Below are 23,583 nucleotides of genomic sequence, written 5' to 3'. Positions count from 1 at the left end.
CGCCAGGTGCTTGCCGGAAGCACATTGTCGCCGGGAGTGCCAGAATGCATGACCTACCGCCAAAACCCGGCTGCCCCTTTTTTTAGCAGGAGATTTCGCCATGGCCTATCAAGACTTCAACATGGACCACCAGTGGTTGCCCTTCACACCGAACCGCAGCTTCAAGAAGGACCCGCGGGTTTTTGTGAAAGCCGATGGCATGTTTTTCACGACGCACGACGGCAAGCAGGTGCTCGACGGCATTTCCAGCCTGTGGTGCGTGGGCGCCGGCCATAACCGCAAGCCGATCAACGAAGCCATCAAGAAGCAGCTCGACACGCTGGACTACGCGACCGCCTTCCAGGCCAGCAACGACCAGGCCTTCAAGGCCGCCGACCTGATTGCCGGCATGGCACCCGGCGACCTGAACCAGGTGCTGTTCTGCAATTCCGGCTCGGAAGCGGCCGACACCTCGCTCAAGGTGGCGCTGGCCTACCACCGCGCGCGCGGCGAGGGCCACCGCAATGTCTTCATCGGCCGTGAAAAGGGCTACCACGGCGTCGGTTTCGGCGGCATGAGCGTGGGCGGCATTCCGGCCAACCGCAAGGTCTACGGCTCGGCCTTCCTGCCGCGCGTGGACCACATGCGTTTCATCCACGATCCGGTCAAACACGCTTACATTCACGGCGCCGAACCGGTGTGGGAAGAGGATATTCTGCTGGAACTCGAGCAGCGCATTTTGCCGCTGCACGATGCCAGCAACATCGCGGCCGTGATCGTCGAGCCGGTGGCCGGCAGCGCCGGCTGGTACCTGCCGCCCAAGGGTTACCTCAAGCGCCTGCGCGAGATCTGCGACAAACACGGCATCCTGCTGATTTTTGACGAGGTCATCACCGGCTTCGGCCGCATGGGCACCAACTTCGGCGCCGACTATTACGGCGTGGTGCCCGACATGCTGAACTTCGCCAAATGCGTGACCAACGGCGTGATCCCGCTGGGCGGCGTGATCTGCTCCGACCGCATCTACAACACCATGATGGACGCCAATGCCGACAGCCCGGCCCATGCGGTGGAGTTTTTCCACGGCTATACCTACTCGGGCCACCCGGTGGCCTGCGCCGCGGCGATCGCCACGCTGGGCCTGTTCAAGGAAGAAAAGCTGTTTGAACGCGCCGGACAGATGGGCACCGTGCTCGGCGATGCCATGCACAGCGGTTTCAAGGGCCTGCCCAATGTGGTCGGCATCCGCAGCCTCGGCCTGGCCGGTGCGGTGGAACTGGCGTCCATCGCCGGTGCACCGGGCAAACGCGCTTACGACATCTTCATGGACTGCTTCAAACACGGCGTGCTGGTGCGCCCGGCGGCCGACAACATCGTGATCTGCCCGCCCTACATCGTGGAAAAAGAGCACATCGAGCGCATCGTCAGTGTGGTGGCGGACTCCATCAAGAAGAACGCCTGAGCGCCTGACCGTGGCCCCGGGGCTACTTCCCGCCGAATTTGTCTTTCAGCGTTTCGCAGTAGTCCTGCGCCGGTATGGCCGGTGTCGGCCAGACGGCATCAAACGCCGGCCTGCTTTCGGCCTCCCGGCGCGCATCCGGCGCGCTTGTGGCCGGACCGGCGCGTAGCTGTACGGCCTTGGCATGGAGGCCGGGCGGCAGGTGCTGGGGCACGCCCAGCATGCGGTTGACATGGCCGCTGCCGGCCAGCAACACCACTGTTTTTCCGGGCAAGGCTGCCTGCTGCAGCGTGTTCGCCATGCGGATGTCGCGCGCGATCTGGATGCGTGTCATCGGGGAGATGCGGTCCTCCGGCAACAACCCGCAGTGGCCGATGCGTATCAGTTGCTGCTGGGCCTTGAGCGCCGGGCCGGGCAGGGGTTGGTCCAGCCGGCCGTCGGCCATGGCTTCGCGCATCTGCGCCGCCGGCAGGTTGGCCCCCAGCACCGGCACACCGGCCTTGACGGCAGCCATCACCGCCGGACCGTACGCGGCCCAGGGCCAGCTCTTGTTGTTCCAGCCCAGGGCGGCCTGCACCTGCAGCTGGGTGCTGTTCGATTTCAGGGCCGCGGTGCTGGTGCCGGCTTCGGCCATCTCCAGCGCCACGGCGGCCAGCCGGCCGCGCACCGCCAGGTACTCGATGACCTGACGCTGAATGTCCTGGTGTTCGGGCGCATCGTGCTGTTCGCCGAGCAGGATCACGTCGGCAGGCAGCAGGGCCTCGGTGCGTGCGGTGATGTCATTGGGCGCATGCGGAAACAGCCGGGGCTCGGGCACCCTGGCGCAGGCGGCCAGCAGTACGAGCAGCAGCGGGACCAGGACGGCAATGCGCCGGCGTGTGTTCTGAAGGGAGGGTGGGGTGGTGTTGATGGCCATGCTCAGGGCGATACTAGCCCCATCTGGAAACCGGCGGCTGTCTGCCGGCCGATGCCCCGCACTTCTTCCCTCTCCCCTCTTGCCTCTCACCCTTTTTTTTGCCCCGGATGCGTCTCAAGCCGTTTCATGTTGTTTTCACCCTGCTGCTGGCGCTGGCCGGCGCCTGGCTCTGCGTCTGGATCGGCACCCCTCTGCCGTGGATGATTGGCCCGCTGCTGGCCACGGCCTGCACCTCGATCGCTGGCCTGCCGACCGCCAGCTGGCGGCCGCTGAACAACACCGGCCAGTGGGTGATCGGCACGGCGCTGGGCCTGTACTTCACGCCGCAGGTGACCGCGCTGGTGGGCAGCCTGTGGTGGGCCATCGCGCTGGCGATTGTCTGGGCGCTGGGGCTGGGCCTGGCCTTTGGCGGCTGGTTGCACCGTGTCAACGCACCGCGCATGCCCGGTGTGCCGGCGCCGGCGATGCGTGCCACCAGTTATTTCGCGGGTGCCATAGGCGGCGCTTCCGAGATGACCCTGCTGGCCGAACGTGCCCATGCACGCACCGACCTGGTGGCCGCCTCGCACAGCCTGCGCCTGTTGCTGGTTACGGTGACCATTCCGTTTGCGATGCAATTCAGCGGGCTGCATGGCCTGGACCTGAACCCGCCGGTGCTGCGTGCGGTGAACGCGCCGGGCCTGGCCGCGCTGGGCCTGGCCACCGCCGCCGGCGCCTGGCTGATGCTGCGCCTGGGCCGGGCCAACCCGTGGTTCATGGGGCCGCTGCTGGTGACCATGGGCCTGACCATGGCCAGCCTGCATCTGTCGGGTATTCCGCCCTGGCTGACCAACGCCGCGCAACTGCTGATTGCCGTGGGGCTGGGCGTGCGGTTTTCCCCGACCTTCCTGCACGCCGCGCCGCGCTGGATGGCGTCGGTGGTGCTGGGCACCCTGGGCATGCTGGTGCTGTGCAGCGGCTTCGCCGCGCTGCTGGCGTGGACCACCGGCTTGCCGCTGGCCACGCTGATTCTGGGGACCTCACCGGGCGGCATTGCCGAAATGGCCATCACCGCCAAGGTGCTGCAGCTCGGGGTGCCGGTGGTTACGGCGTTTCAGGTGTGCCGGCTCGTGGCCGTGCTCATTCTGGTGGCGCCGCTGTACCGCTGGCTTTATCCGGCGGACTGAGTCCGCGCCTTCACGGCTGGCATTTGCCGGCGTTGTGCGGGCATGCCGCACCACGACAAGCGGGGCATGGCCCCTCAGGTCGCTTCAGTGCAGGCCCACCGGCGTGTGCGCCAGTTCGGCATAACTTTCGAGCATGTCCTCGACTTCTTCCTGCGTCGGCGTGTTTTTCTGCCAGACGTTCAGGCGCTGCTGGAACAGTTCGGCCCAGGAGCCGTCCAGGTAGACCTCCTTGCCGGAGCGTTTGTCGACAATTTCAAAGCCGTTGCGGGCCAACTGGGGCACGGCCGGGGCGGGCGCAGACGCCTCCGGGGCATTGGCATGAATCTGTACCACCGCAAAGGATTCGGAGTCGTAGAGCATTTGCATGGTGTGGTTTCCTTCTTGTACCTATATATCAACGGCCGGGCGGAGTTCAAGAGCCACAGGGTTAATCCCTGAAATGCCCCGAAATGCCAAAAAAATCACAGCGTGAAGGAAAGAGACGCGGTGGCGCCTGCGGATGTCAGGGTTTCTCGACCACGCGCAGTTGCTGGTCGATGAAGTCGCCGTTCTGCTGGGTGATGCGGCTGCGCACCGGCAGGTAGTCCATGGCGGGCGCGAACCAGATTTCAACGGTCTGGTCGTAGTCGCGCTGCGGCTTGCGCGTGAGCTTGAGCGTGGCGGCTTCGCCGGCGGGCAGCCTGAGGGTTTCCTCGGACTCGACCGTGAAGGTCCAGGTGTCGGCCTCGCGCGGGCCGGCGGTGTACAGCGACACGCTGCTGCCGACCGGGTAGCTGGCCGGGGCACCCGCCAGCAGGCTGCCCAGTTGCAAAAAAACGCTCAGGCGGTCCTGCGCGCCGCGCAGCCAGGGGGCGTCGGGCGTGTTGGCACTGAAGCTGATCTTGCCCTTGTCGGCCTGGAAATGGGCAGCGCGTTCGCTGCGGGACTTGTCCAGGAAACGCGTCGGCGCCAGGCCGTCGGCGGTGATGCGCCCGCTGCTGGTCATGCTGCGCGATCCCAGGAACAGGGCGCTGACCACCATTTTGGCGTCGTAGGTCTGGCCGTCCTGCAGCCAGTCGAGCTGGGCAAAGGCGCTGTAGTCCATGTTTTTTGATCGCCCCGTCATCGCGTATTTCAGGCGCACCGAGCCGGGGATGGTCAGGGCCGTGCTGGCGCCTGGCAAGGAAGGCGCCGCTGCTTCCACGGGTGCGGGCGCGACCGGTTCGGTGGTGGTCGCGGTAATTTCGGCCGGCGGGGTCGTGCTGTCACTGGCTGGTGGTGCTATGGATTCGATAGCTGGTGGCGCTTTCAGATCGGGGGCTGGAGCCCGATTTTCTTGTGAAACCGGGGCGCGGCGCCGGACCGGGCGCGGGCGCACCGGCGTGGCTGCGGGCGCACTGACCACGACCGGTTCGGGCTTGATTTCCAGCGTTCGCGTGATGAAGGGGCGTGGCGCCGTCGCCTGCGGGTCGGGCACCGGCCCCCATGCCAGCGGCGCCGCCTGCAGCAGCAGCACATGGGCCAGTGCCACCAGCGAGGTCAGGGCGATCAGGGGTCGCGCCGGCAGCGCTGGGGCCTGCCGGGCGGTCGGGGTGTTCATGCCCCTGTGAATCCCAGATCGGCGGAAAGTTGCCGCGCCGCCGTTGCCAGCGGCCGGGCCACGGCGCCGTCCCAGGCCGGGTCGAAGTTGGCCAGCGAGCCCATCGCCACCATGCCCAGCACCAGGTGGCCGTCGGCGTCGAACACCGGCGCGCAGAAGCCGGCCACGCCGGGCAGCAGGGTGTCCACCACGCGGGCCAGGCCACGCCGGCGCACCTCTTCCAGCAGCGCGGTGACCTCGGCCATGGTCTTGGGCACGTCCTTGCGGGCGAGTTTGTGCATGCGCGCGAGTTCGTCCCTGAGCAGCGGCGTCAGGCGATCTTGGGCGGGCGGCCGGGTTGTCGGGCTTTTTTCGCTGCGGCTGCCGGCGGGCTGCGCCATGAAGGCGGAGAAACACAGGCCGGTGGCCGAGGACAGCAGGGGCATCACATCGCCGAGGCGCAAATTGACGGTCACCGCCTGCGGCGACTCTTCCCAGTGCACGATGGTCGGCCCCTGGTTGCCCCACACCGCCAGCGCCAGGGTCTGGCCGATCTGCTCCATCAGTGGCCCCAGGCGCTGGCGCGCGAGCTTGACGCTGTCCAGCCGTGACAGCGAGGCCAGGCCCAGCTTGAGCGCCGCCGGACCGAGGTCGTAACGCGTGGTGCCCGGGTCCTGGGTCACTAGCTCCAGCCGCTGGAAACTCACGAGGTAGCGGTGCGCCTTGGCGGCACTCATGCCGGCAGCAAAGGCCAGGTCGCGCAGCATCAGCGCGCCCGGCGAGGCGCTGAGCACCTGCAGCAGGCTGAAACCCACTTCCACCGACTGGATGCCCGCTCGTTGCGCGGGCAGTGCGGGCAGGTCGTCCGCCAGAAGGTGTTGTCGCTCTTTCATGGAATTCGATTAAAATTAAAAATTACATTTAGGTAAACTGATTTCACTTATCGTAACTGTAATGCCGTGGGTCCGCCGTGTGCAATCAGGCGGACCCAGCCGCCCCCAGAACAGAGGAAACTGATGAAACTTGCTACCTACAAAGACGGCTCACGCGACGGCCAGCTCGTGGTTGTCTCGCGCGACCTGTCGACGGCCCATTATGCGACGGGCATCGCCACCAAATTGCAGCAGGTGCTCGACGACTGGAACTTCCTCGCCCCGCAATTGCAGGACCTGTACGAGACGCTGAACAACGGCAAGGCGCGCCACGCGTTTCCGTTTGAACCGGCGCGCTGCATGGCGCCGCTGCCGCGCGCCTACCAGTGGGCCGACGGCTCGGCCTACATCAACCATGTGGAGCTGGTGCGCAAGGCGCGCGACTCCGAGGTGCCCGACAGTTTCTACAAGGACCCGCTGATGTACCAGGGCGGCAGCGACGACTTCATCGGCCCCTGCGACGACGTGGTCTGCCCCAGCGAGGACTACGGCATCGACTTTGAAGCCGAAGTCGCTGTCATTACCGGCGACGTGCCCATGACCAGCACGCCCGAGCAGGCGCTCGAAGGCATACGCCTGGTGATGCTGGCCAACGACGTGAGCCTGCGCAACCTGATCCCCAACGAGCTGGCCAAGGGTTTTGGGTTTTTCCAGAGCAAGCCGGCCACGGCTTTCAGCCCGGTGGCTGTCACGCTGGACGAACTCGGCGAGGCTTGGGACCACGGCCGCCTGAACCTGACCGTGCAAAGCACCTGGAACGGCCGCAAGGTCGGCATGTGTGACGCCGGGCCGGAGATGACCTTCCACTTCGGCCAGCTGATTGCCCACATCTGCAAGACTCGCAATGTGCGCGCCGGCTCCATCATCGGCTCCGGCACCGTCAGCAACAAGGGTGTCGAGGTCAAGGGCAAGACCGACTGGCCCAAGGGCTACAGCTGCATCGCCGAAAAGCGCGCGATCGAGACCATTCAGGACGGCAAGCCCTCGACGGCCTTCATGAAATACGGCGACACCATCCGCATCGAAATGAAGGGCAAGGACGGCGAGCTGATTTTCGGCGCGATTGACCAGAAGATCGTGCCGGCCGCACCGGTCAAATAAGAGGCGGGGGCCGCGCGCCCCTCAGCCCGCAGCGCGCGTCTGGACGATGAACAGCTGGATGCCGCGCAGCAGCATCTCGACCGAAATCGCCACCAGGATCAGGCCCATCAGGCGCTCGAAGGCCGTCACCAGACGGTCGCCCAGCACCCGCTGGATGCGTTCGGCCAGCACCAGCACCACGGCGCACACGGCCATGGTGACGCACAGCGCCGCCACCCACTCCATGCGCCGGGCCGGTGCCTGCGACACCAGCAGCAGCACCGTGGCCAGCGCCGAAGGCCCGGCCAGCGCGGGAATGGCCAGCGGCACGATCAGGGGCTCGCCCTGCAGCGGCTCCGCCACCGGATGGTCGCCCGGAAAAATCATGCGCAAGGCGATCAAAAACAGGATGAGCGCGCCGGCGATTTGCAGCGACAGTTCGCTGAGGTTCATCACGCGCAGGAAACGGTCGCCGACGAACATGAAGGCCAGCAGCAGCAAAAAGGCGATCAGCACCTCGCGCAGGATCACGAAGGCGCGCCGCTCGGGCGCGACATGGCGCAGCGCATTGGCAAAAATCGGGATGTTGCCCAGCGGATCGGTGATCAGCAGCAGCAGGATGGTGGCAGAGGCAAAGGTGTAAGTCATCTGGCCAGCCACTGTGAAGGATGTGCCTCAGGCTGCGTAAACAGCGTCCAGCTCGCGGAAGCCCTTGATCTCCAGCGGGTTGCCAAAGGGGTCGCAAAAAAACATGGTCCACTGCTCGCCCGGCTGGTCTTCAAACCGCACCTGCGGCGCAAACAGGAAGTCGGTGCCGGCGGCCTGCAGGCGCTGCGCCATGGCCTGCCAGTCAGGCAGCGCCAGGACCAGCCCGAAATGCGGCATGGGCACCAGCGTGTCGCCGACATGGCCGGTGCGTTCGGTTTTGAAGGGCGGACCCAGGTGCAGCGAAAGCTGGTGGCCCATGAAGTCGAAATCGACCCAGGTCTCGGTGCTGCGGCCTTCGGCGCAGCCGAGCACGCCGCCGTAGAAACGGCGGGCCTCGTTGAGATCGGTGACGTTGAAGGCGAAATGAAACAGGCTGCGCATCCGGTCAAGGATAGCAGCCTGTGCGCCGTCGGGTGCTGCCCCGGCGAAAAAATCCGGAGCTCAGACGGTCGAAGGATCGGCCGCCATGTTGTCGAACTTCTTGAAGTACTGGCGGGCCAGCGCGACCAGCTGGGCGTCGCTCGGGTGGTCGGTGACCACCGAGTCCACCACGGCGTCGGCCACGGCCGGCAGGTGGCTGCTGCACCAGTCGCGGAACTGGTTGCGCACCAGGCCGGGGCCGGTGAGCAGCACTTCATGCGTGCCGTTCAGTGCCCGGGCGACGTCGGAAAAAAAGGCGGCGCTGTCGTCAACCTTGCCCTGGTGTTTATGGTGCGTGCGCGACTTGATGCGCTGCGCTTCCACGTGTTCGCGGTCAAACATCACCACATGGGCTTCGGACTGGTCAATCCAGACAACGGCGTGAAAAGTGCTCATGAAATCCTTTGTAGAAAAAGAGAGAAAAAGAAAGAAAAGGGGGTCAGGCAGGACGTGTTTGCTCGGCCTTTTCCTGGCAGGCGATGCAGCGCCACGCTTCGGGGCTGGCCTGCAGCCTGGCGGCGGGAATGGTGACGCCGCAATCGGTGCATAACCCGTAGGTCCCGGCTTCGATGCGGGCCAGTGCTGCGTCGATCGCGGCGAGTTCGGCTGTCTCGCGTTCGCCCAGGGCGAACTCGAGTTCACGTTCGGAGGCCACCTGGGCGCGCGAGTCCTCCGGCTGGCCGAAATGGTCGGCGGCGGCGTCAGCGCGGCTGACGGTTCCACCACGCTGCGCCGAGATCTGTGCGAGCAGGGCGGTGCGCATGGCCAGCAATTGCTGTTGGTAGGGCGCGCTGTGTTGTTTGTCCATGGGTCATTCCTTCTTGTGTTCGTTTTCATCATGCGCCATGGCGCCATGGCCCCGGTTGATGAAGGTCAAGCGGGCGGCCCCTGATCTGCGCAGGGCACAATTCGGGCATTCCTTTGCCAGCTGACGGAGACACCATGACTGCCCAGACGATGGACTACAGCGCCTACCAGACCTTGAACATCACGCGCCGCGGTGTCGGCGGGGCGGTGCTGGACATCCAGATGAAGGCCCTCAACGGCAAGTTGCCGACAGCCGGGCACGCTGGCCATCGCGAGCTCGCGCAGATCTGGCGTGACGTGGGGAGCGACGACTCGGTGCGCTGCGCCGTGTTGCGCGGCGAAGGCCTGGGTTTTTCCGGCGGCGGCGACTTGGCGCTGGTGCAGGACATGGCCGAGGATTTTGAAACGCGCACCCGCGTCTGGAAGGAAGCGCGCGATCTGGTCTACAACGTGATCAACTGCGACAAGCCGATTGTCAGCGCCCTGCATGGCCCGGCAGTCGGCGCCGGGCTGGTGGCGGGCTTGCTGGCCGATATCTCGATTGCCGCCAAAAGCGCCAAGATCGTGGACGGCCACACGCGCCTGGGCGTGGCCGCCGGCGACCACGCGGCCATCGTCTGGCCGCTGCTGTGCGGCATGGCGAAGGCCAAGTATTACCTGATGCTGTGCGAACCGATCAGCGGCGAGGAAGCCGAGCGCATCGGCCTGGTCTCGCTGGCGGTGGACGACGAACAGCTGTTGCCCAAGGCCTATGAGGTGGCCGACCGCCTGGCCTCCGGCTCGAAAACCGCCATCAGCTGGACCAAATACGCGCTCAACAACTGGCTGCGTCAGGCCGGGCCGGCCTTCGACGCCTCGCTGGCGCTGGAGTTCATGGGGTTTGCCGGCCCCGACGTGCGCGAAGGTGTGGCCAGCCTGCGCGAGCGTCGTCCGCCTTCTTACGCTCCCAAAGCCTGATTTGCTATTGAATCAATAGCTGGTGACGCCTGTCAGTCAAGGGCTGTCAGCTGATTTTCCTTGAAAATTCGCTGGTGAGGGCGAAGCGGCTAGTGAGCGGCCTTGCGTAAAAAAACGGGTTGACGCGCCGCCACGACCCTGCACAATGAAAGCACTGTGAACCGCAGATGAGTGCAGTGCACCAGGGCTTCGGACACTTCCTACAACACCAGGAGACAGCATGAGCGACGCAGACAACCCCTCTTTTGCCGGGTTCGGCAAACTGGTCCCGGGCTTTGACTTTTTGCAGAACCTTGCCAAGCAGGCTGCCGGCAGCGCGTCGCAAAGCATTCCCCAACTGCCCAACCTGGGCAGCTGGGTCGCACCGACGCTCAATGTCGAGGAGCTCGACAAACGCATCGAGGAGCTCAAGGCCGTCCAGTTCTGGCTGGACCAGAACGCCATGGCGCTCAAGGCCACCATTCAGGCGCTGGAAGTCCAGAAGATGACCCTGGCCACGCTCAAAGGCATGAACTTCAACATGGGCGACGTCGCCAACGCTTTCAAGCTCAAGGTGGCCGACACGGTGGCGGGCGGCGTACAGAAAGTCACCGACAAGGCCAAGACTTTCTCGGGGCTGGAGGTACCGCCCACCAGTTACCAGAATGAGAACAGCGAGACGCCCGCGAAGGCCAAAACCACCCGGCCCAAGGTTGAAAAAGCCGCCGAAGCTTCGCCCGGCGTCGTTGACCCCATGCAGTGGTGGGGCGCGCTGACGCAGCAGTTCCAGAACATCGCCACCACGGCCATGCAGGACGCCGCCAAAAAAACCGCCATGAGCACGACCAATAACATGGCCACCGGCCTGGCCAAGGATGCGATGAAAACCGCCACCGGCATGGCCACGGACCTCGCCAAGGGCATGGCCAACTCCGCCGGCAAGACCGTGGCCCGTGGCGCCCGCTCGGCAATAGACAGCGCCTTGCGCAGCAGCCAGGCCTGGCCCACCCCGGCGGTGGCCAAAACCGCGGCACAGGCTAAACCGAAGCCGAAAGCCAAGGCGCCGGTGCGCCGGGCGGCGCGCAAGACCGCGCGTTGAAACCCTGCCGCACCGGTGGCCGGCCGGCGGTCACCTGAAAGAAAGCGTCAACATGTACCGTCTTCATGGTTTCTGCCAGTCGGGCCCCACCTTCAAGGCGGCCTTTTTGCTGCGCGCCCTGGGCCAGCCCTGGGAGCCCGTCTTCGTGGACTTCATGAAAGGTGTCACGCGCACCGAATCCTGGCGCGAGCAGACCAACGAGATGGGCGAGGCGCCGGTGCTGGAAGACGGCGCGCGCCGCCTCACGCAGTCGGGCGTCATCCTGGGCTACCTCGCGAAGAAACATGGCGCGTATGAAGGGGCCACGGAAGACGACAGGCTGGAGGTGCTGCGCTGGCTGTTTTTCGACAACCACAAGTTCACCAGCTACTTCGCGACCTACCGTTTCATGAAGGCCTTCGGCCCCAGCGCACCCGACCCGGCCGTGATGGCCTGGCTGCGCGCGCGGATGGACGCCGCGTTTGCCATCGTCGACAAACATCTGGCCGCGCGCGAGTGGATGGTCGGCGGGGCGGCCACCATCGCCGACTTCTCGCTGTCCGGTTACCTGTTTTACCCGTCGGAGGAAAGCGGCTACGAGGTCGCCGGGCGATACCCCCACATCGAGGCGTGGCTTGCGCGCCTGCGTGGGTTGCCCGGCTGGGCCTCGCCGTACGATGTGCTTCCCGGAGAGCGATTGCTGCCCAAGTGGTGAGGCAGTGTGTCGGCGCCAACCTACCCTGACAACACCATGAAACTTTTCCCCTACGGCCATGCCACCCACCCGCAATGGCGCATGGCGGCCGGCCTGGTGCTGGCCCAGCTGCGCGCGCAGATGGCCCTGCACGGTTATGCCAGCTCGCCGGGCCTGGGCCTGCTTTACATCACCGACCACTACACCGCGCAGGCGCAGGACATCCTGGATTTCCTGGGTGCCGAGCTGCCTGAAATCACCGACTGGGCGGGCACGGTCGGCATCGGCATCGCGTCGAACAACGTCGAGTATTTCGACGAGCCCGCGCTGGCGGTGATGTTGTGCGAGTTGCCGTCAGACCAGTACCGCGTGTTTTCCGGCGTGTCGCCCCTGCCGCCGCCCGGCGCCAGCCATTTCCAGGCGCACACCGCGCTGGTGCATGCCGACGCCGGCACCCCCGACGTGGCCGAGCTGATCGCCGAGATGGCCCAGCGCACCAGCAGCGGCTATGTGTTTGGCGGGCTGGCGTCGAGCCGCAGCAAGGCGGTCCAGTTCGCGCTCAGCGGCAGCGGCAATGTGAAGGGGCAGGGCGCCGCCGGCGGGGTGTTCAGCGGCGGCCTGAGCGGGGTGGCTTTTGCCCAGGGCGCCGGCCTGATGTCGCGTGTGACACAAGGCTGCCAGCCAGTTTCGCGGGAGCACGAGATCACCGCCTGCGACGCCAATGTGGTGACGGAACTGGACGGCCAGAGCGCGCTCGACGTGATGCTGGCCGACCTCGGCGTGTCACTCGATGCGCCCCGTGAGGCGCTCGAAAAAGTGCGGACCACGCTGGTCGGCCTGCGCAGCGCCGACGCCGCCCTGCAGGACGGCCGGATCCGGCGTCCGGGCCAGTTCGGGGCCGATGTGCTGGTGCGACACATCATCGGCCTGGACCCGGTGCGCCAGGGCGTGGCCATTGCCGAGGTGCCCAGCCAGGGCATGAAGCTGGCTTTTTGCGAACGCAATGCCGAAGCGGCGCGCGCCGACCTGGTGCGCGTCTGCGCCGAAATCCGCGAGGAGCTGGAGCCGGAGGAGTTGACGCTGGAAGTCGCCAGTGCGCTGAGCGCGTCCGAGGCCGAATCGGCGCCGCACCCGGCCCGGCGCATCGCCGGTGCGATCTACATCAGCTGCGCCGGGCGCGGCGGCCCGCACTTCGGCGCGCCCAGCGCGGAGCTGCAGATTGTGCGGCGCGCCCTCGGCGACGTGCCGCTGGTCGGGTTTTTTGCCGGCGGCGAAATAGCGCGCCACAACCTCTATGGCTACACCGGCGTGCTGACGGTGTTTACCGCAGCGGCCGGCTAGAGATGTTTTCATCATTCATGACACCACACCGTTCGGGCTGAGCCTGTCGAAGCCTGCCCTGAGCCAGACGAAGGGCCCTTCGACAGGCTCAGGGCGAACGGAGTTTGGCCTGTCATGATTTATTGAAGTCTCAATAGTCTGCGCCGGACACAGTCCGCGCATTCCCTGCCGGCGGCCCGGGGCCCGGGCCAGCGTTGCAGCGGGACTGTCATGAAAATCAAGGCAGAATCCGCATCACCCTTGCGGGCGCAGACGGGCAACCGGGCGCGGGTCGCATCACCAGCTGAAAACAAGAGGAGTCCATCATGCGTGCCGAAACAGTTGTTCCGCTGCCCCCGCCGACGGTACATGGGCATCCGAACCAGTTCGCCCTCCTGAGGCAGCGCCGCTTCGCCCCCTTTTTCTGGACGCAGTTCTCGGGTGCTGCCAACGACAACCTGTTCAAGTTCGCCTTTACCGTGATGGTGACCTACCAGCTCAGCGTGAGCTGGTTGCCGCCCGCCTTGGCGGGGCTGGTCATAGGTGCGCTGTTCATCCTGCCCTTTTTGCTGTTTTCGGCGACCAGCGGGCAGCTCACCGACAAATACGAAAAGACGCGCGTGATCCGCTTCGTGAAGAACCTGGAAATCGTGATCATGGCCGTGGCGGCCGCCGGCTTTCTCAGCAGCGACGTGAACCTGCAGGTGCCGCTGCTGCTGGCCTGCACCTTTTTGATGGGGCTGCATTCCACGCTTTTCGGCCCGGTCAAGTTCGCCTACCTGCCGCAGGCCCTGAACGAGCGCGAACTGACCGGTGGTAATGGCATGGTCGAGATGGGCACTTTTGTCGCGATCCTGCTGGGCAACATCGTCGGCGGGCTGATGGTGGCCGTGCCGGGTGTCGGTCCGCTCTATGTGGCGCTGTCCTGCGTGTTGCTGGCCGTGGCGGGGCGGGTGGTGGCGCAATTCATTCCTTCTGCGCCCGCCACCGATCCTGGCCTGAAGATCAACTGGAACCCGGTCACGGAGACCTGGCACAACCTGCGGCTCGCGTACGGCAACATCGTGGTGTTCCGTTCCATGCTGGGCATCAGCTGGATGTGGTTTTTCGGTGCGGTCTTCCTGAGCCAGTTTCCGAGTTTTGCCAAGGAGGTGATGCACGGCAACGAGCAGGTGGCCTCCCTGCTGCTGGTGGTTTTTTCGATCGGCATTGCCACCGGTTCGCTGCTGTGCGAGGTGTTGAGCCGGCGCCATGTCGAGATCGGCCTGGTGCCGCTGGGCGCCATCGGCATGAGCGTGTTTGCGATCGACCTGTATTTCTCCTCGCGCGGACTGCCGCCGGCGCCCGTCATGAGCCTGGCCAGTTTTTTGGCGCAGCCCGCCCATTGGCGTGTGATGGCCGACCTGGCGCTGCTGAGCCTGTTTGCCGGCCTGTACAGCGTGCCCATGTATGCCCTGATCCAGCTGCGCAGCCAGCCTACCCACCGCGCCCGCATCATCGCTTCCAACAACATTCTCAATGCGCTGTTCATGATCGTCAGCGCCATCCTTGCGGGCGCCCTGCTCAAGGCCGACTTCAGCATTCCGCAGGTCTTTCTGTTCGTCGGTCTGGCCAATGCGGTGGTGGCGTTTTACATCTTCATGCTGGTGCCGGAGTACCTGCTGCGTTTTATCGCGCTGATCGCCTCGCGCTGCATTTACCGCTTCAGGGTCCAGGGCGACGACAACATCCCGGCGCAGGGGGCGGCCGTGCTGGCCTGCAACCACGTGAGTTTTATCGACCCCCTCCTGCTGATGGCGGCCAGTCCGCGGCCGATTTATTTCCTGATGGACCACCGCATTTTCAAAATGCCGGTGCTCGGCTGGCTGTTCCGCCTCGCCAGGGCGATCCCGATCGCGCCGCGCGCCGAAGACCCGGTGGCTTATGAAGGGGCTTTCGAGGCGGCCGCCAGGGTGCTGCGCAACGGCGACCTGCTGGCGATCTTTCCGGAGGGCGGCATCACCCGGGATGGCGAGCTCCAGCCCTTCAAGGGCGGCATCATGAAGATCCTGGAGAACGCCAAACGTGATGGCCTGAACGTGCCGGTGGTTCCGATGGCGTTGACGAATCTCTGGGGTTCCTTTTTCAGCCGCATCGAGCAGGGCGGCGCCATGGTGCGGCCGTTCCGGCGCGGCCTGCTGAGCCGGGTGGGCCTGAACGCCGGGCCTGCCATGGCGGCCGCCCAGGTGCAGCCCGACAGCCTGCGCGCCCGCGTGATGGCGCTGCAGAAGGCCTGAAGCGGCCGGCCTGCCCTCGTCCGATTGCCACCACCCCCGTTACTTATTTTTTTCCAGGAAATGGAGCCTCCGTGAGCAAAGCATTACGCCTGTCCGAAAAATGGTTTCAGCGCGGCCTCTGGCTGGTTGCCTTTGTCTTTGCCGCCTTCCTCATCGGGCTGGGCAGCACGATCGTGGGCGACCTGCCGCAGGTCGAGAAAACCCTGTCTCTGGACGATTTCATCGAGCAGCCCGCCGCTACCCAGGCGCGCGAGAACCTCAAGACGGCGGAACGCCAGGGTCGCCAGGCGCAGGAAGCGCTGGATCAGGCCAGGCTCAAGCTGCGCGTGGCGCAGGCCAATTCGCGCTCGGCCAGCGAGACCTTCAGCAACTGGCTGGCGACGCGGCGGGCGACCGAACGGGCCGAACAGGACCCGGAGCTGATCGAACGGACACGCGCGCTGGATGGCCTGAAGGCGGCCGAGCGGCAGGCGCTGGCCGCGATGGAGGCCGAGCAGCAGAAGGCACTGGACGCCAGCCAGGGCGCCACGCGCACGCGTGAACGCATCGCTGAGCTGGAGCGCGCGGCGCAGGACAAGTGGCAGAGCGCGCGGCGCGCCCAGGAGCTGCGCGTGTTTTTGTACCGGCTGGCCCTGACCCTGCCGCTGCTGGTGGCGGCCGGCTGGCTGTTTGCCAAAAAGCGCAAAAGCACCTACTGGCCCTTTGTCTGGGGCTTCATCTTTTTTGCACTGTTCGCTTTTTTTGTGGAGCTCGTGCCCTACCTGCCCAGTTACGGCGGTTATGTGCGCTACATCGTCGGCATCCTCATCACGGTGCTGGTCGGGCGGCAGGCGATTGTTTCGCTGAACCGCTACCTGGAAAAGCAGAAACTCGCCGAGCAGCTGCCCGATGCGCAGCGCCGTGAGGAGTTGAGCTATGACACGGCGCTCACCCGCCTGTCCAAGGGGGTGTGCCCCGGCTGCGAGCGGGCGGTGGACCTGAAAAACCCGGAGATCGACTTCTGCCCGCACTGCGGCATCGGCCTGTTCGACCATTGCCCGCAGTGCACCGCGCGCAAGAGTGCGTTTGCCAAGTTCTGCCACGCTTGCGGTGCCGATGGCAAGCGGCCGAGGCCGCTTCCCGAGCCTGCCCCCGGCGCTGCCGCGCAGGCAGGCCCGATACCCATGGGCTGACGGCGTCTTGTCCTTGGTGCTTCCCGCTGGCCGCCTACGGCCGGCGATCCCCGGCGCCTACAGGTTTCGCGCTGCGCTGCCATCACAGTGGGCAAACCCATTTACAAGGTTTGAACATCATGAAAAAACAGATACGCAACCAGGTGGCAGCCTTTTTCCTGCTGCTTCCCGCCGCCACGGCCCTGCTCGCCCTGCCGGGCACCGCCATGGCGCAACCAGCCGCGCCCGAGTTGCGGTCGCTGGAGGTGGACTCTGATGGTGGCCTCACTGCCGGGGCCGATCTGGAGTTCACTGTGGAAGCAACGCCGCGTGGGAAAGTCAGTGTCAGCGTGCGCGGCGTTCCGCGCACAATTGTGCTGAAGGAAACCTCCCGCGGCGTTTATACGGGAAGCTACACCATCCGGCGCCAGGACCGGATTGCCGAAAACAGTCCCATCCGCGCCACGCTGCGCGTGCGCAACCGCAGCGTCGTGGCCAACTACAGTTTCCCGGCCGGCATTGCAGGCTCGAACGCTCCCGTGGCTCCGCCGGTTGCTGTAGCCCCGCCCCCCGGCCTGAAAATCGACCGCTTCTCGGTGGCGCCGGTCGACAAGCTCGAGCCTGGCGCTGAACTGCGCTTCACGCTGAACGGCGCGCCGGGCGGTACGGCGGAGTTCGACATTCCCGGTGTCATCAACAATGTCGCGATGCGCGAAGTGCGACCCGGTGTTTATGAGGGCGCCTACACCATCCGTCGCCTGGACAACCTGGCGCCGTCACGGCCTGTCGTCGCCACCCTGCGTGTCGGCGACCGCGCGGTCACCTCGACCCTGACCCAGCCGCTGATGGCCGATGCGAAGCCGCCGGTGATCCGCAACCTGTCGCCACGCGACGGTGAGTCGATCACGCGCAGCGCCAACACCTCGGTGTCCGGCACCTTTGACGATGCAGGCGGCGTGGGCGTGGACCCGAAAAGCGTGCGCCTCATGTTGGCGGGGCGCGATGTCACCGCCGCCACCCAGATCACGCCGCAGTTCTTCACCTACCGCGCAGACCTGCCCGCTGGCCGCTACGCGGTGGACGTGACGGCCAAGGACATGGTTGGCAATGCCGTGCGCCAGACCTGGACCTTCGACGTGGCTGCCGCCGTGAGCGCCGCGCCTGCCACCGTGCTGTTGCAGGTGACCAGCCACGCCAACAACGCTTCGGTGGAAGGCAGCCCGGTGGTGGTGCGCGGCCGCACCGCCCCAGGCGCGGTGGTGGATGTCAAGGTCAGCGCCGTCGGAACGCTCGCCGGCCTGTTTGGCATGAACCAGGATTTGCTGACGCAGCGGGTTCAGGCCGATGGCAACGGCAACTTCTCGTTCAGCTTCTCGCCGCAGTTTCCGCTGCCCGGCACGCGTTACGAGGTGTCGATGACGGCCGGCAAGGACGGCATGGTCGCCACCCAGACCAAGCTGGTGCTGTTCCAGAAGCAGGGTTAAGCCGGAAATTCTCAGTAAAAACTGCCTGCAGCCCTTATGCAATGGGCGCAGGCAGCTACTGATTCAATAGCGGTCTTCCGGCTCAGACCGGGCGACCGTAAAAGGGGTAGCTCGGGTCGTTGTAGCCGTGGCTGGAGGCGTGGCCCGGAATCACCAGCTCATCGATGAAGGCCTCGTCGTCGCTGTCCAGCACCAAGTCGGTCGCGCCATAGACATCTTCCAGGTGCGAGAGCAGGCGTGGCCCGGCAATCACCGAACTGACCAGCGGATTGGCCAGCACCCAGGCGGCGGCAAACTGCCCCGGCACCCAGCCTTTGGCTTCGCAGCGCGCCTTGATCTTCTGGGCGATCACCAGTGACTCTTCGCGAAACTCGGTTTCCAGGATGCGTTTGTCGCCGCTGCCGGCGCGTGTGCCCTGGGCCGGCGGCTGGCCCGGCGGGTACTTGCCGGTGAGCACGCCGCGCGCCAGCGGACTGTAGGGCACGACGCCCAGGCCGTAGTGGCCGCAGGCCGGCAGGATTTCGACTTCGGGGCCACGGTTGAGCAGGTTGTAATAGGGCTGGCAGACCACCGGCTGCGGCACGCCGGTTTTCTCGCAGATGCGCATGATCTCGGCAATGCGCCAGCCGCGGAAGTTGGACAGGCCAAAGCTGCGAATTTTCCCGGCGCGTATCAGGTCGCCCAGCGCGCGCACCGCCTCGTCGAGGTTTTCGCCGTGGAAGTCGCGGTGCAGGTACAGGATGTCGAGGTAGTCGGTGCCCAGCCGCGCCAGGATGGCATCGGTCTGCTGCATGATCCAGCTGCGCGAATAGTGTCCCTGGTTCACGCCTTGGCCGGCCTGGTTGCCCAGCTTGCTGGCCAACACCCAGTGCGGGCGCTGTCCGGCCAGCAGTTTGCCCAGCAGGGTTTCGGACTTGCCTTCGTTGTAAACGTCGGCCGTGTCGATGAAATTGATGCCGTGCTCCTTCGCCGAAGCGACGATGCGCGCCGCCTCGCCGTCCGGTGTCTGCTCGCCGAACATCATGGTGCCCAGGCACAGGACGGACACCTTCAGGTTGCTGTTTCCAAGGCGGCGGTATTTCATGGGAGTTCCTTGTCTTTGATGGACAGCGGGCTAGACGCCGCGTTGCCGGTCCTGTTTGAATTGCAGCACAAAGGCGCCGAAGCGGCCGGCGTCGAGCGCGTCGCGCACTTCCTGCATCAGGTTCAGGTAGTAGTGCAGGTTGTGGATGCTGCTGAGCATGGGGCCCAGCATCTCGCCGCAGCGGTCCAGGTGGTGCATGTAGGCACGGCTGAAATTTTTGCAGGTGTAGCAGCTGCAGGTGCTGTCCACCGGCTGCTCGTCGGTCTTGTAGCGCGCGTTGCGTATCTTCAGGTCGCCGAAACGCGTGAACATGTGGCCGTTGCGCGCATTGCGCGTCGGCATCACGCAGTCGAACATGTCGACGCCAGCGCCCACGCCTTCGACCAGGTCTTCCGGCGTGCCGACACCCATCAGGTAACGCGGCTTGTTGGCGGGCAGGCGGTGCGGCGTGTGCGCCATGATGCGCTGCATTTCCTCCTTGGGCTCGCCGACGCTGACGCCGCCGACGGCATAGCCGGGAAAGTCCATTTCGACCAGCGCATCGAGCGACTCCTGGCGCAGGTTTTCAAACATGCCGCCCTGCACGATGCCGAACAGCGCGTTGGGGTTCTCCAGCCGGGCAAACTCATCCTCGCAGCGCTGGGCCCAGCGCCGGCTCAGCTCCATCGAAAAACGCGCCTCGTCCTCGGTCGTGATGTGGCCCTTGGTGTCGTAAGGCGTGCATTCGTCGAACTGCATGACGATGTCGCTGTTGAGCACGGTCTGGATCTGCATCGAGATCTCGGGCGTCAGGAACAGCTTGTCGCCGTTGACGGGCGAGGCGAACTTCACGCCTTCCTCGGAGATCTTGCGCATCTCACCGAGCGACCAGACCTGGAAGCCACCGCTGTCGGTGAGGATGGGCTTGTGCCAGTTCTCGAATTTGTGCAGGCCGCCGAACTGGCGCAACACGTCCAGCCCCGGGCGCATCCACAGGTGAAATGTGTTGCCCAGAATGATCTGCGCGCCCATCTCGTGCAGCGACTGCGGCATCACGCCCTTGACCGTGCCGTAGGTGCCGACCGGCATGAAGATGGGGGTCTGCACCACGCCGTGGTTCAGGGTGAGGGTGCCGCGGCGGGCAAAGGAGCCGAGGTAGGGGCCCTCGGGGCCGGTGGTGGCCGTGTCGGTGGTCAGGACTTCAAATTTCAGCATGGGGTGATTGTCTCAGGGGCGTCGTTGCAGCAGCATGGCGTCGCCATAACTGAAAAAGCGGTAACGCTGGGCGATGGCGTGGCGGTACAGCGCCATGATGTGTTCGTAGCCGGCAAAGGCGCTGACCAGCATCATCAGCGTGCTTTTGGGCAGGTGGAAATTGGTCAGCAGCAGGTCCACCACCTGGAACTCGAAGCCCGGGGTGATGAAGATGTTGGTGTCCTTGCAGTCGGGTCCGAATCTGGCCGCCGACTCGAGGGCGCGCACGCTGGTGGTGCCGACCGCGACCACGCGGCCGCCGCGCGCCTTGCACTCCCGGATGGCCTGCAGCGTCGCTGGCAGCACTTCGAAGCGCTCGAAATGCATCTGGTGATCGGCGATGTTCTCGGTCTTGACGGGTTGGAAGGTGCCGGCACCGACGTGCAGGGTCACGCTGGCGCGCTGGATGCCGCGGGCTTCCAGCCGGGCCAGCACCGCGTCATCGAAATGCAGCGCGGCGGTTGGTGCGGCGACCGCGCCCGGATTTTTGGCAAACACCGTCTGGTAACGCTGCTCGTCCACGGCCGAGTCGGTGTGGGTGATGTAGGGCGGCAGCGGCACATGGCCGTGGCTGGCCATCAGCGCATACGGATCGCTGCTCAGGGCGAAGCGGTACAGCGGCCCGTCCTCGTGGGGCCAGCGGCCCAGCAGCGTGGCGGTGAAGCCACCGTCCATCTGCAGCACCGCGCCCGGCAGCGGCTTCTTGCTGACCTTCATGTGGGCGGCGACTTCATGGCCGGCCTGCGGCGTGGGCGAGAGCACCCGCTCGATCAGTAGTTCCAGCCGGCCGCCGCTGCTTTTCTGCCCGAACAGCCGCGCCTTGACGACCTGGGTGTCGTTGAGCACCAGCAGGTCGCCGGGCTGCAGCAGGTCCGGCAGATCGGTAAAACGCCGGTCCACAGGGGTGTCGCCCCGGCCGTCCAGCAGGCGCGAGGCGCTGCGTTCGGCGGCCGGGTGCTGGGCGATCAGTTCGTCGGGGAGTGTGAAATCAAAATCACTGAGCTTGAAAGGCGTGTTCATGAAGGCACAATTGTCCCATGCCCACCCGGTCTGTCCCCGCTGCTTCTCCACCCAAGGCGCCGCCGGCCGTGGCTGGCACGGGCAGCGCGGTTGCGCCCAAGTCCCAGCCGCAGAAAGCCCTGGAAAAGCTGGGTCTGCGCCGTGACATCGACCTGGCACTGCACTTGCCGCTGCGCTACGAGGACGAAACCCGCATCACCCGGCTGGCCGATGCACGCGACGGTGACATGGTGCAGATCGAGGCCCAGGTCACCCATAGCGAAATTGCGTTCCGCCCGCGCCGGCAGCTGCGCGTGACGGTGGACGACGGCAGCGACACCTGCGTGCTGCGTTTCATCAATTTTTACCCGGCGCACCAGAAGACCCTGAGCGTGGGGGCGCGCGTGCGGGTGCGCGGCGAGATCCGCGGCGGGTTTGTGGGCCGCGAAATGGTGCACCCGAGTTTTCGCGCCGCCGGCGGTGAACTCGCGACTGCCCTGACGCCGGTGTATCCCACGGTGGCCGGTTTGCCGCAGGCCTATCTGCGCAAGGCCGTGCTCGGCGGGCTCGCGCGGGCCGACCTGGCGGAAACCCTGCCGGCCGAATTTTTAAGCAAAAATCTGCCTCAGCCCTTGTCCAGCCTGCGTGAGGCGCTACAGTTTTTGCACCACCCGACGCCGGACGTGATGCTGGCCACGCTGGAGGACCGCAGCCACCCGGCCTGGCAGCGCCTGAAGGCCGAGGAGCTGCTGGCCCAGCAACTGTCGCAGCTGCAGGCGCGCCGTGTGCGTGCGGCCATGCGCGCGCCGGCGCTGGCGCCGCCCGCGATGCGCGGCCCCCAGTGCACGCTGCAGGAGCAACTGTTGGAGCGCCTGCCCTTTCGCCTGACGGCCGCGCAGCAGCGCGTCGGCACCGAGATCGCCGCCGACCTGACCAGGCATGTGCCCATGCACCGCCTGCTGCAGGGTGACGTGGGTTCCGGCAAAACCGTGGTGGCGGCGCTGGCCGCGGCGCGCTGCATGGACGCCGGCTGGCAGTGTGCGCTGATGGCGCCAACGGAAATCCTGGCCGAGCAGCACTTTCGCAAGCTGATCGGCTGGCTCGAACCGCTGGGCATCCAGACCGCCTGGCTCACCGGCAGCCAGAAGGCGAAAGAGCGGCGCGAAGCCCTGGCCATGATCGAAAGCGGCGCGGCCGGCCTGGTGGTCGGCACCCATGCGGTGATCCAGGACAAGGTGATTTTCAAAAACCTGGCGCTGGCCATCATCGACGAGCAGCACCGCTTTGGCGTGGCCCAGCGGCTGGCCCTGCGCAGCAAGATGACCCAGCATGCCGTTCGGGCTGAGCTCGTCGAAGCCTCGGGCTCCCCTTCGACCCTTCGACAAGCTCAGGACAGGCCAAGCTCAGGGCGAACGGGAGAGGGGGCGCGAGGCGAAGAGCCGCATCTTTTGATGATGACCGCCACGCCGATCCCGCGCACCTTGGCCATGAGTTATTACGCCGACCTCGATGTGTCGACGATTGACGAACTGCCACCGGGCCGCACGCCCATCGTCACCAGGGTCGTCAGCGAGGCACGGCGCGATGAGGTGGTCGAGCGCATACGCAGCCAGCTCGCCGAGGGACGGCAGGTCTACTGGGTCTGCCCGCTGATCGAGGAAAGCGAGTCGGTGGACCTGATCAACGCCACGCAGACGCACGAGGCCCTGAGCGCCGCCTTGCCCGGCACCCCCGTCGGCCTGCTGCATTCACGCATGCCGCCGGCCGAGAAAAAGGCGGTGATGGCGCTGTTCACCAGCGGCCAGCTCGGCGTGCTGGTCAGCACCACCGTGATCGAGGTCGGCGTGGACGTGCCCAATGCCTCGCTGATGGTGATTGAGCACGCCGAACGTTTCGGCCTGAGCCAGTTGCACCAGCTGCGCGGCCGGGTCGGGCGCGGCGCTGCGGCCTCGGCCTGTGTGCTGCTGTATGCCACCGGGGACGCGCCACGCCTGGGCGAGACCGCACGCGCCCGGCTCAAGGCCATGGTGGAGACACAGGACGGCTTCGAGATCGCCCGGCGCGATCTGGAGATCCGCGGGCCGGGAGAGTTTCTGGGCGCGCGGCAGTCTGGCGCGCCGCTGTTGCGCTTTGCCGACCTGGCGACGGATACCGCGCTGCTGGCTTGGGCGCGGGCCCTGGCGCCGGTGATGCTGGACAGGTACCCTGAGCTGGCGCACCGGCATATCTTGCGGTGGCTGGGGGGGAAGGCGGAGTTCTTGAAGGCTTGATGGGGGCATTTCAAATGGGCGGAGCCCATGCGG

22 protein-coding genes are annotated in these 23,583 nt (G+C 65.8%); 11 read left to right on the top strand and 11 right to left on the bottom strand.

Going from position 1 to position 23,583, the window contains the following annotated elements; all coding sequences use genetic code 11:
- Positions 1-100 precede the first annotated feature (100 nt).
- Positions 101-1,441, top strand: a complete 1,341-nt coding sequence (locus tag B7G52_RS13920) for an aminotransferase class III-fold pyridoxal phosphate-dependent enzyme (protein WP_096698154.1) — start codon at positions 101-103, stop codon at positions 1,439-1,441.
- 22 nt (positions 1,442-1,463) lie between these two features.
- On the opposite strand, the gene B7G52_RS13915 is transcribed toward B7G52_RS13920, so the two are convergent.
- Entirely contained in the window at positions 1,464-2,354 is an 891-nt protein-coding gene (locus B7G52_RS13915; RefSeq protein WP_096698153.1) for a ChaN family lipoprotein, read from the bottom strand.
- A gap of 107 nt (positions 2,355-2,461) precedes the next feature.
- Here B7G52_RS13915 and B7G52_RS13910 point away from each other — a divergent pair, with 107 nt between their 5' ends.
- Entirely contained in the window at positions 2,462-3,520 is a 1,059-nt protein-coding gene (locus tag B7G52_RS13910) for an AbrB family transcriptional regulator (protein WP_096698152.1), read from the top strand.
- An 84-nt stretch (positions 3,521-3,604) separates the two neighbouring features.
- On the opposite strand, the gene B7G52_RS13905 is transcribed toward B7G52_RS13910, so the two are convergent.
- The 3 genes from B7G52_RS13905 to B7G52_RS13895 form a co-directional block, all read right to left on the bottom strand.
- A complete protein-coding gene (locus tag B7G52_RS13905) occupies positions 3,605-3,886 on the bottom strand; it encodes a DUF3567 domain-containing protein (RefSeq protein ID WP_096698151.1) in 282 nt (93 codons plus the stop codon).
- Between the two features lie 136 nt (positions 3,887-4,022).
- Positions 4,023-5,099 (bottom strand): DUF3108 domain-containing protein, encoded by a 1,077-nt coding sequence (locus B7G52_RS13900; RefSeq protein ID WP_096698150.1) that lies wholly within the window; start codon positions 5,097-5,099, stop codon positions 4,023-4,025.
- Positions 5,096-5,929: an IclR family transcriptional regulator gene (locus B7G52_RS13895; RefSeq protein WP_096698177.1), complete on the bottom strand. Its 834-nt coding sequence runs from the start codon at positions 5,927-5,929 to the stop codon at positions 5,096-5,098. Before B7G52_RS13895 ends, B7G52_RS13900 begins: the two co-directional genes overlap by 4 nt.
- 165 nt (positions 5,930-6,094) lie before the next feature.
- Between B7G52_RS13895 and B7G52_RS13890 the strand changes: the two genes are divergently transcribed.
- Complete coding sequence (locus B7G52_RS13890) at positions 6,095-7,111, top strand: fumarylacetoacetate hydrolase family protein (RefSeq protein ID WP_096698149.1); 1,017 nt, start codon at positions 6,095-6,097, stop codon at positions 7,109-7,111.
- A gap of 21 nt (positions 7,112-7,132) precedes the next feature.
- Here B7G52_RS13890 and B7G52_RS13885 read toward each other — a convergent pair whose 3' ends face one another.
- The 4 genes from B7G52_RS13885 to B7G52_RS13870 are packed head-to-tail and all read right to left on the bottom strand — an operon-like array spanning position 7,133 to position 9,026.
- Positions 7,133-7,738 (bottom strand): MarC family protein, encoded by a 606-nt coding sequence (locus B7G52_RS13885; protein WP_096698148.1) that lies wholly within the window; start codon positions 7,736-7,738, stop codon positions 7,133-7,135.
- Positions 7,739-7,765: 27 nt separating this feature from the next.
- Entirely contained in the window at positions 7,766-8,179 is a 414-nt protein-coding gene (locus B7G52_RS13880; RefSeq protein ID WP_096698147.1) for a VOC family protein, read from the bottom strand.
- A 60-nt stretch (positions 8,180-8,239) separates the two neighbouring features.
- Complete coding sequence (locus B7G52_RS13875) at positions 8,240-8,614, bottom strand: hypothetical protein (protein WP_096698146.1); 375 nt, start codon at positions 8,612-8,614, stop codon at positions 8,240-8,242.
- Positions 8,615-8,657: 43 nt separating this feature from the next.
- Complete coding sequence (locus tag B7G52_RS13870) at positions 8,658-9,026, bottom strand: TraR/DksA family transcriptional regulator (protein WP_096698145.1); 369 nt, start codon at positions 9,024-9,026, stop codon at positions 8,658-8,660.
- 149 nt (positions 9,027-9,175) lie between these two features.
- On the opposite strand from B7G52_RS13870, the gene B7G52_RS13865 reads away from it, so the two are divergent.
- The 7 genes from B7G52_RS13865 (at position 9,176) to B7G52_RS13835 (ending at position 17,964) form a co-directional block, all read left to right on the top strand.
- Entirely contained in the window at positions 9,176-9,982 is an 807-nt protein-coding gene (locus tag B7G52_RS13865) for an enoyl-CoA hydratase/isomerase family protein (protein ID WP_096698176.1), read from the top strand.
- 220 nt (positions 9,983-10,202) lie between these two features.
- Entirely contained in the window at positions 10,203-11,060 is an 858-nt protein-coding gene (locus B7G52_RS13860) for a PhaM family polyhydroxyalkanoate granule multifunctional regulatory protein (RefSeq protein ID WP_096698144.1), read from the top strand.
- Positions 11,061-11,112: 52 nt separating this feature from the next.
- Complete coding sequence (locus B7G52_RS13855; protein ID WP_096698143.1) at positions 11,113-11,754, top strand: glutathione S-transferase family protein; 642 nt, start codon at positions 11,113-11,115, stop codon at positions 11,752-11,754.
- Between the two features lie 36 nt (positions 11,755-11,790).
- Positions 11,791-13,074: an FIST N-terminal domain-containing protein gene (locus B7G52_RS13850; protein ID WP_096698142.1), complete on the top strand. Its 1,284-nt coding sequence runs from the start codon at positions 11,791-11,793 to the stop codon at positions 13,072-13,074.
- Between the two features lie 305 nt (positions 13,075-13,379).
- Positions 13,380-15,329: an MFS transporter gene (locus B7G52_RS13845; protein WP_096698141.1), complete on the top strand. Its 1,950-nt coding sequence runs from the start codon at positions 13,380-13,382 to the stop codon at positions 15,327-15,329.
- Between the two features lie 71 nt (positions 15,330-15,400).
- A complete protein-coding gene (locus B7G52_RS13840; RefSeq protein WP_096698140.1) occupies positions 15,401-16,501 on the top strand; it encodes a zinc ribbon domain-containing protein in 1,101 nt (366 codons plus the stop codon).
- A gap of 119 nt (positions 16,502-16,620) precedes the next feature.
- The gene (locus tag B7G52_RS13835) at positions 16,621-17,964 is read left to right on the top strand and encodes an Ig-like domain-containing protein (RefSeq protein WP_096698139.1); all 1,344 of its coding nucleotides are present in this window, start codon (positions 16,621-16,623) and stop codon (positions 17,962-17,964) included.
- A gap of 82 nt (positions 17,965-18,046) precedes the next feature.
- Here B7G52_RS13835 and B7G52_RS13830 read toward each other — a convergent pair whose 3' ends face one another.
- Genes B7G52_RS13830 through queA form a run of 3 tightly spaced genes read right to left on the bottom strand, consistent with a single transcriptional unit; the run spans position 18,047 to position 21,301 of the window.
- The gene (locus tag B7G52_RS13830) at positions 18,047-19,048 is read right to left on the bottom strand and encodes an aldo/keto reductase (protein WP_096698138.1); all 1,002 of its coding nucleotides are present in this window, start codon (positions 19,046-19,048) and stop codon (positions 18,047-18,049) included.
- A 30-nt stretch (positions 19,049-19,078) separates the two neighbouring features.
- The gene (tgt, locus tag B7G52_RS13825) at positions 19,079-20,242 is read right to left on the bottom strand and encodes a tRNA guanosine(34) transglycosylase Tgt (protein ID WP_096698137.1); all 1,164 of its coding nucleotides are present in this window, start codon (positions 20,240-20,242) and stop codon (positions 19,079-19,081) included.
- 12 nt (positions 20,243-20,254) lie between these two features.
- Entirely contained in the window at positions 20,255-21,301 is a 1,047-nt protein-coding gene (gene queA, locus B7G52_RS13820; RefSeq protein ID WP_096698136.1) for a tRNA preQ1(34) S-adenosylmethionine ribosyltransferase-isomerase QueA, read from the bottom strand.
- Positions 21,302-21,318: 17 nt separating this feature from the next.
- Here queA and recG point away from each other — a divergent pair, with 17 nt between their 5' ends.
- Positions 21,319-23,550, top strand: coding sequence for an ATP-dependent DNA helicase RecG (gene recG / locus B7G52_RS13815; RefSeq protein WP_096698135.1), 2,232 nt, complete (start codon positions 21,319-21,321; stop codon positions 23,548-23,550).
- Positions 23,551-23,583: the final 33 nt, after the last annotated feature.

It is taken from the genome of Polaromonas sp. AER18D-145 (assembly GCF_002379095.1).
Taxonomy (GTDB): domain Bacteria; phylum Pseudomonadota; class Gammaproteobacteria; order Burkholderiales; family Burkholderiaceae_C; genus Polaromonas.
This window is presented reverse-complemented; position numbering and strand designations above follow the sequence as displayed.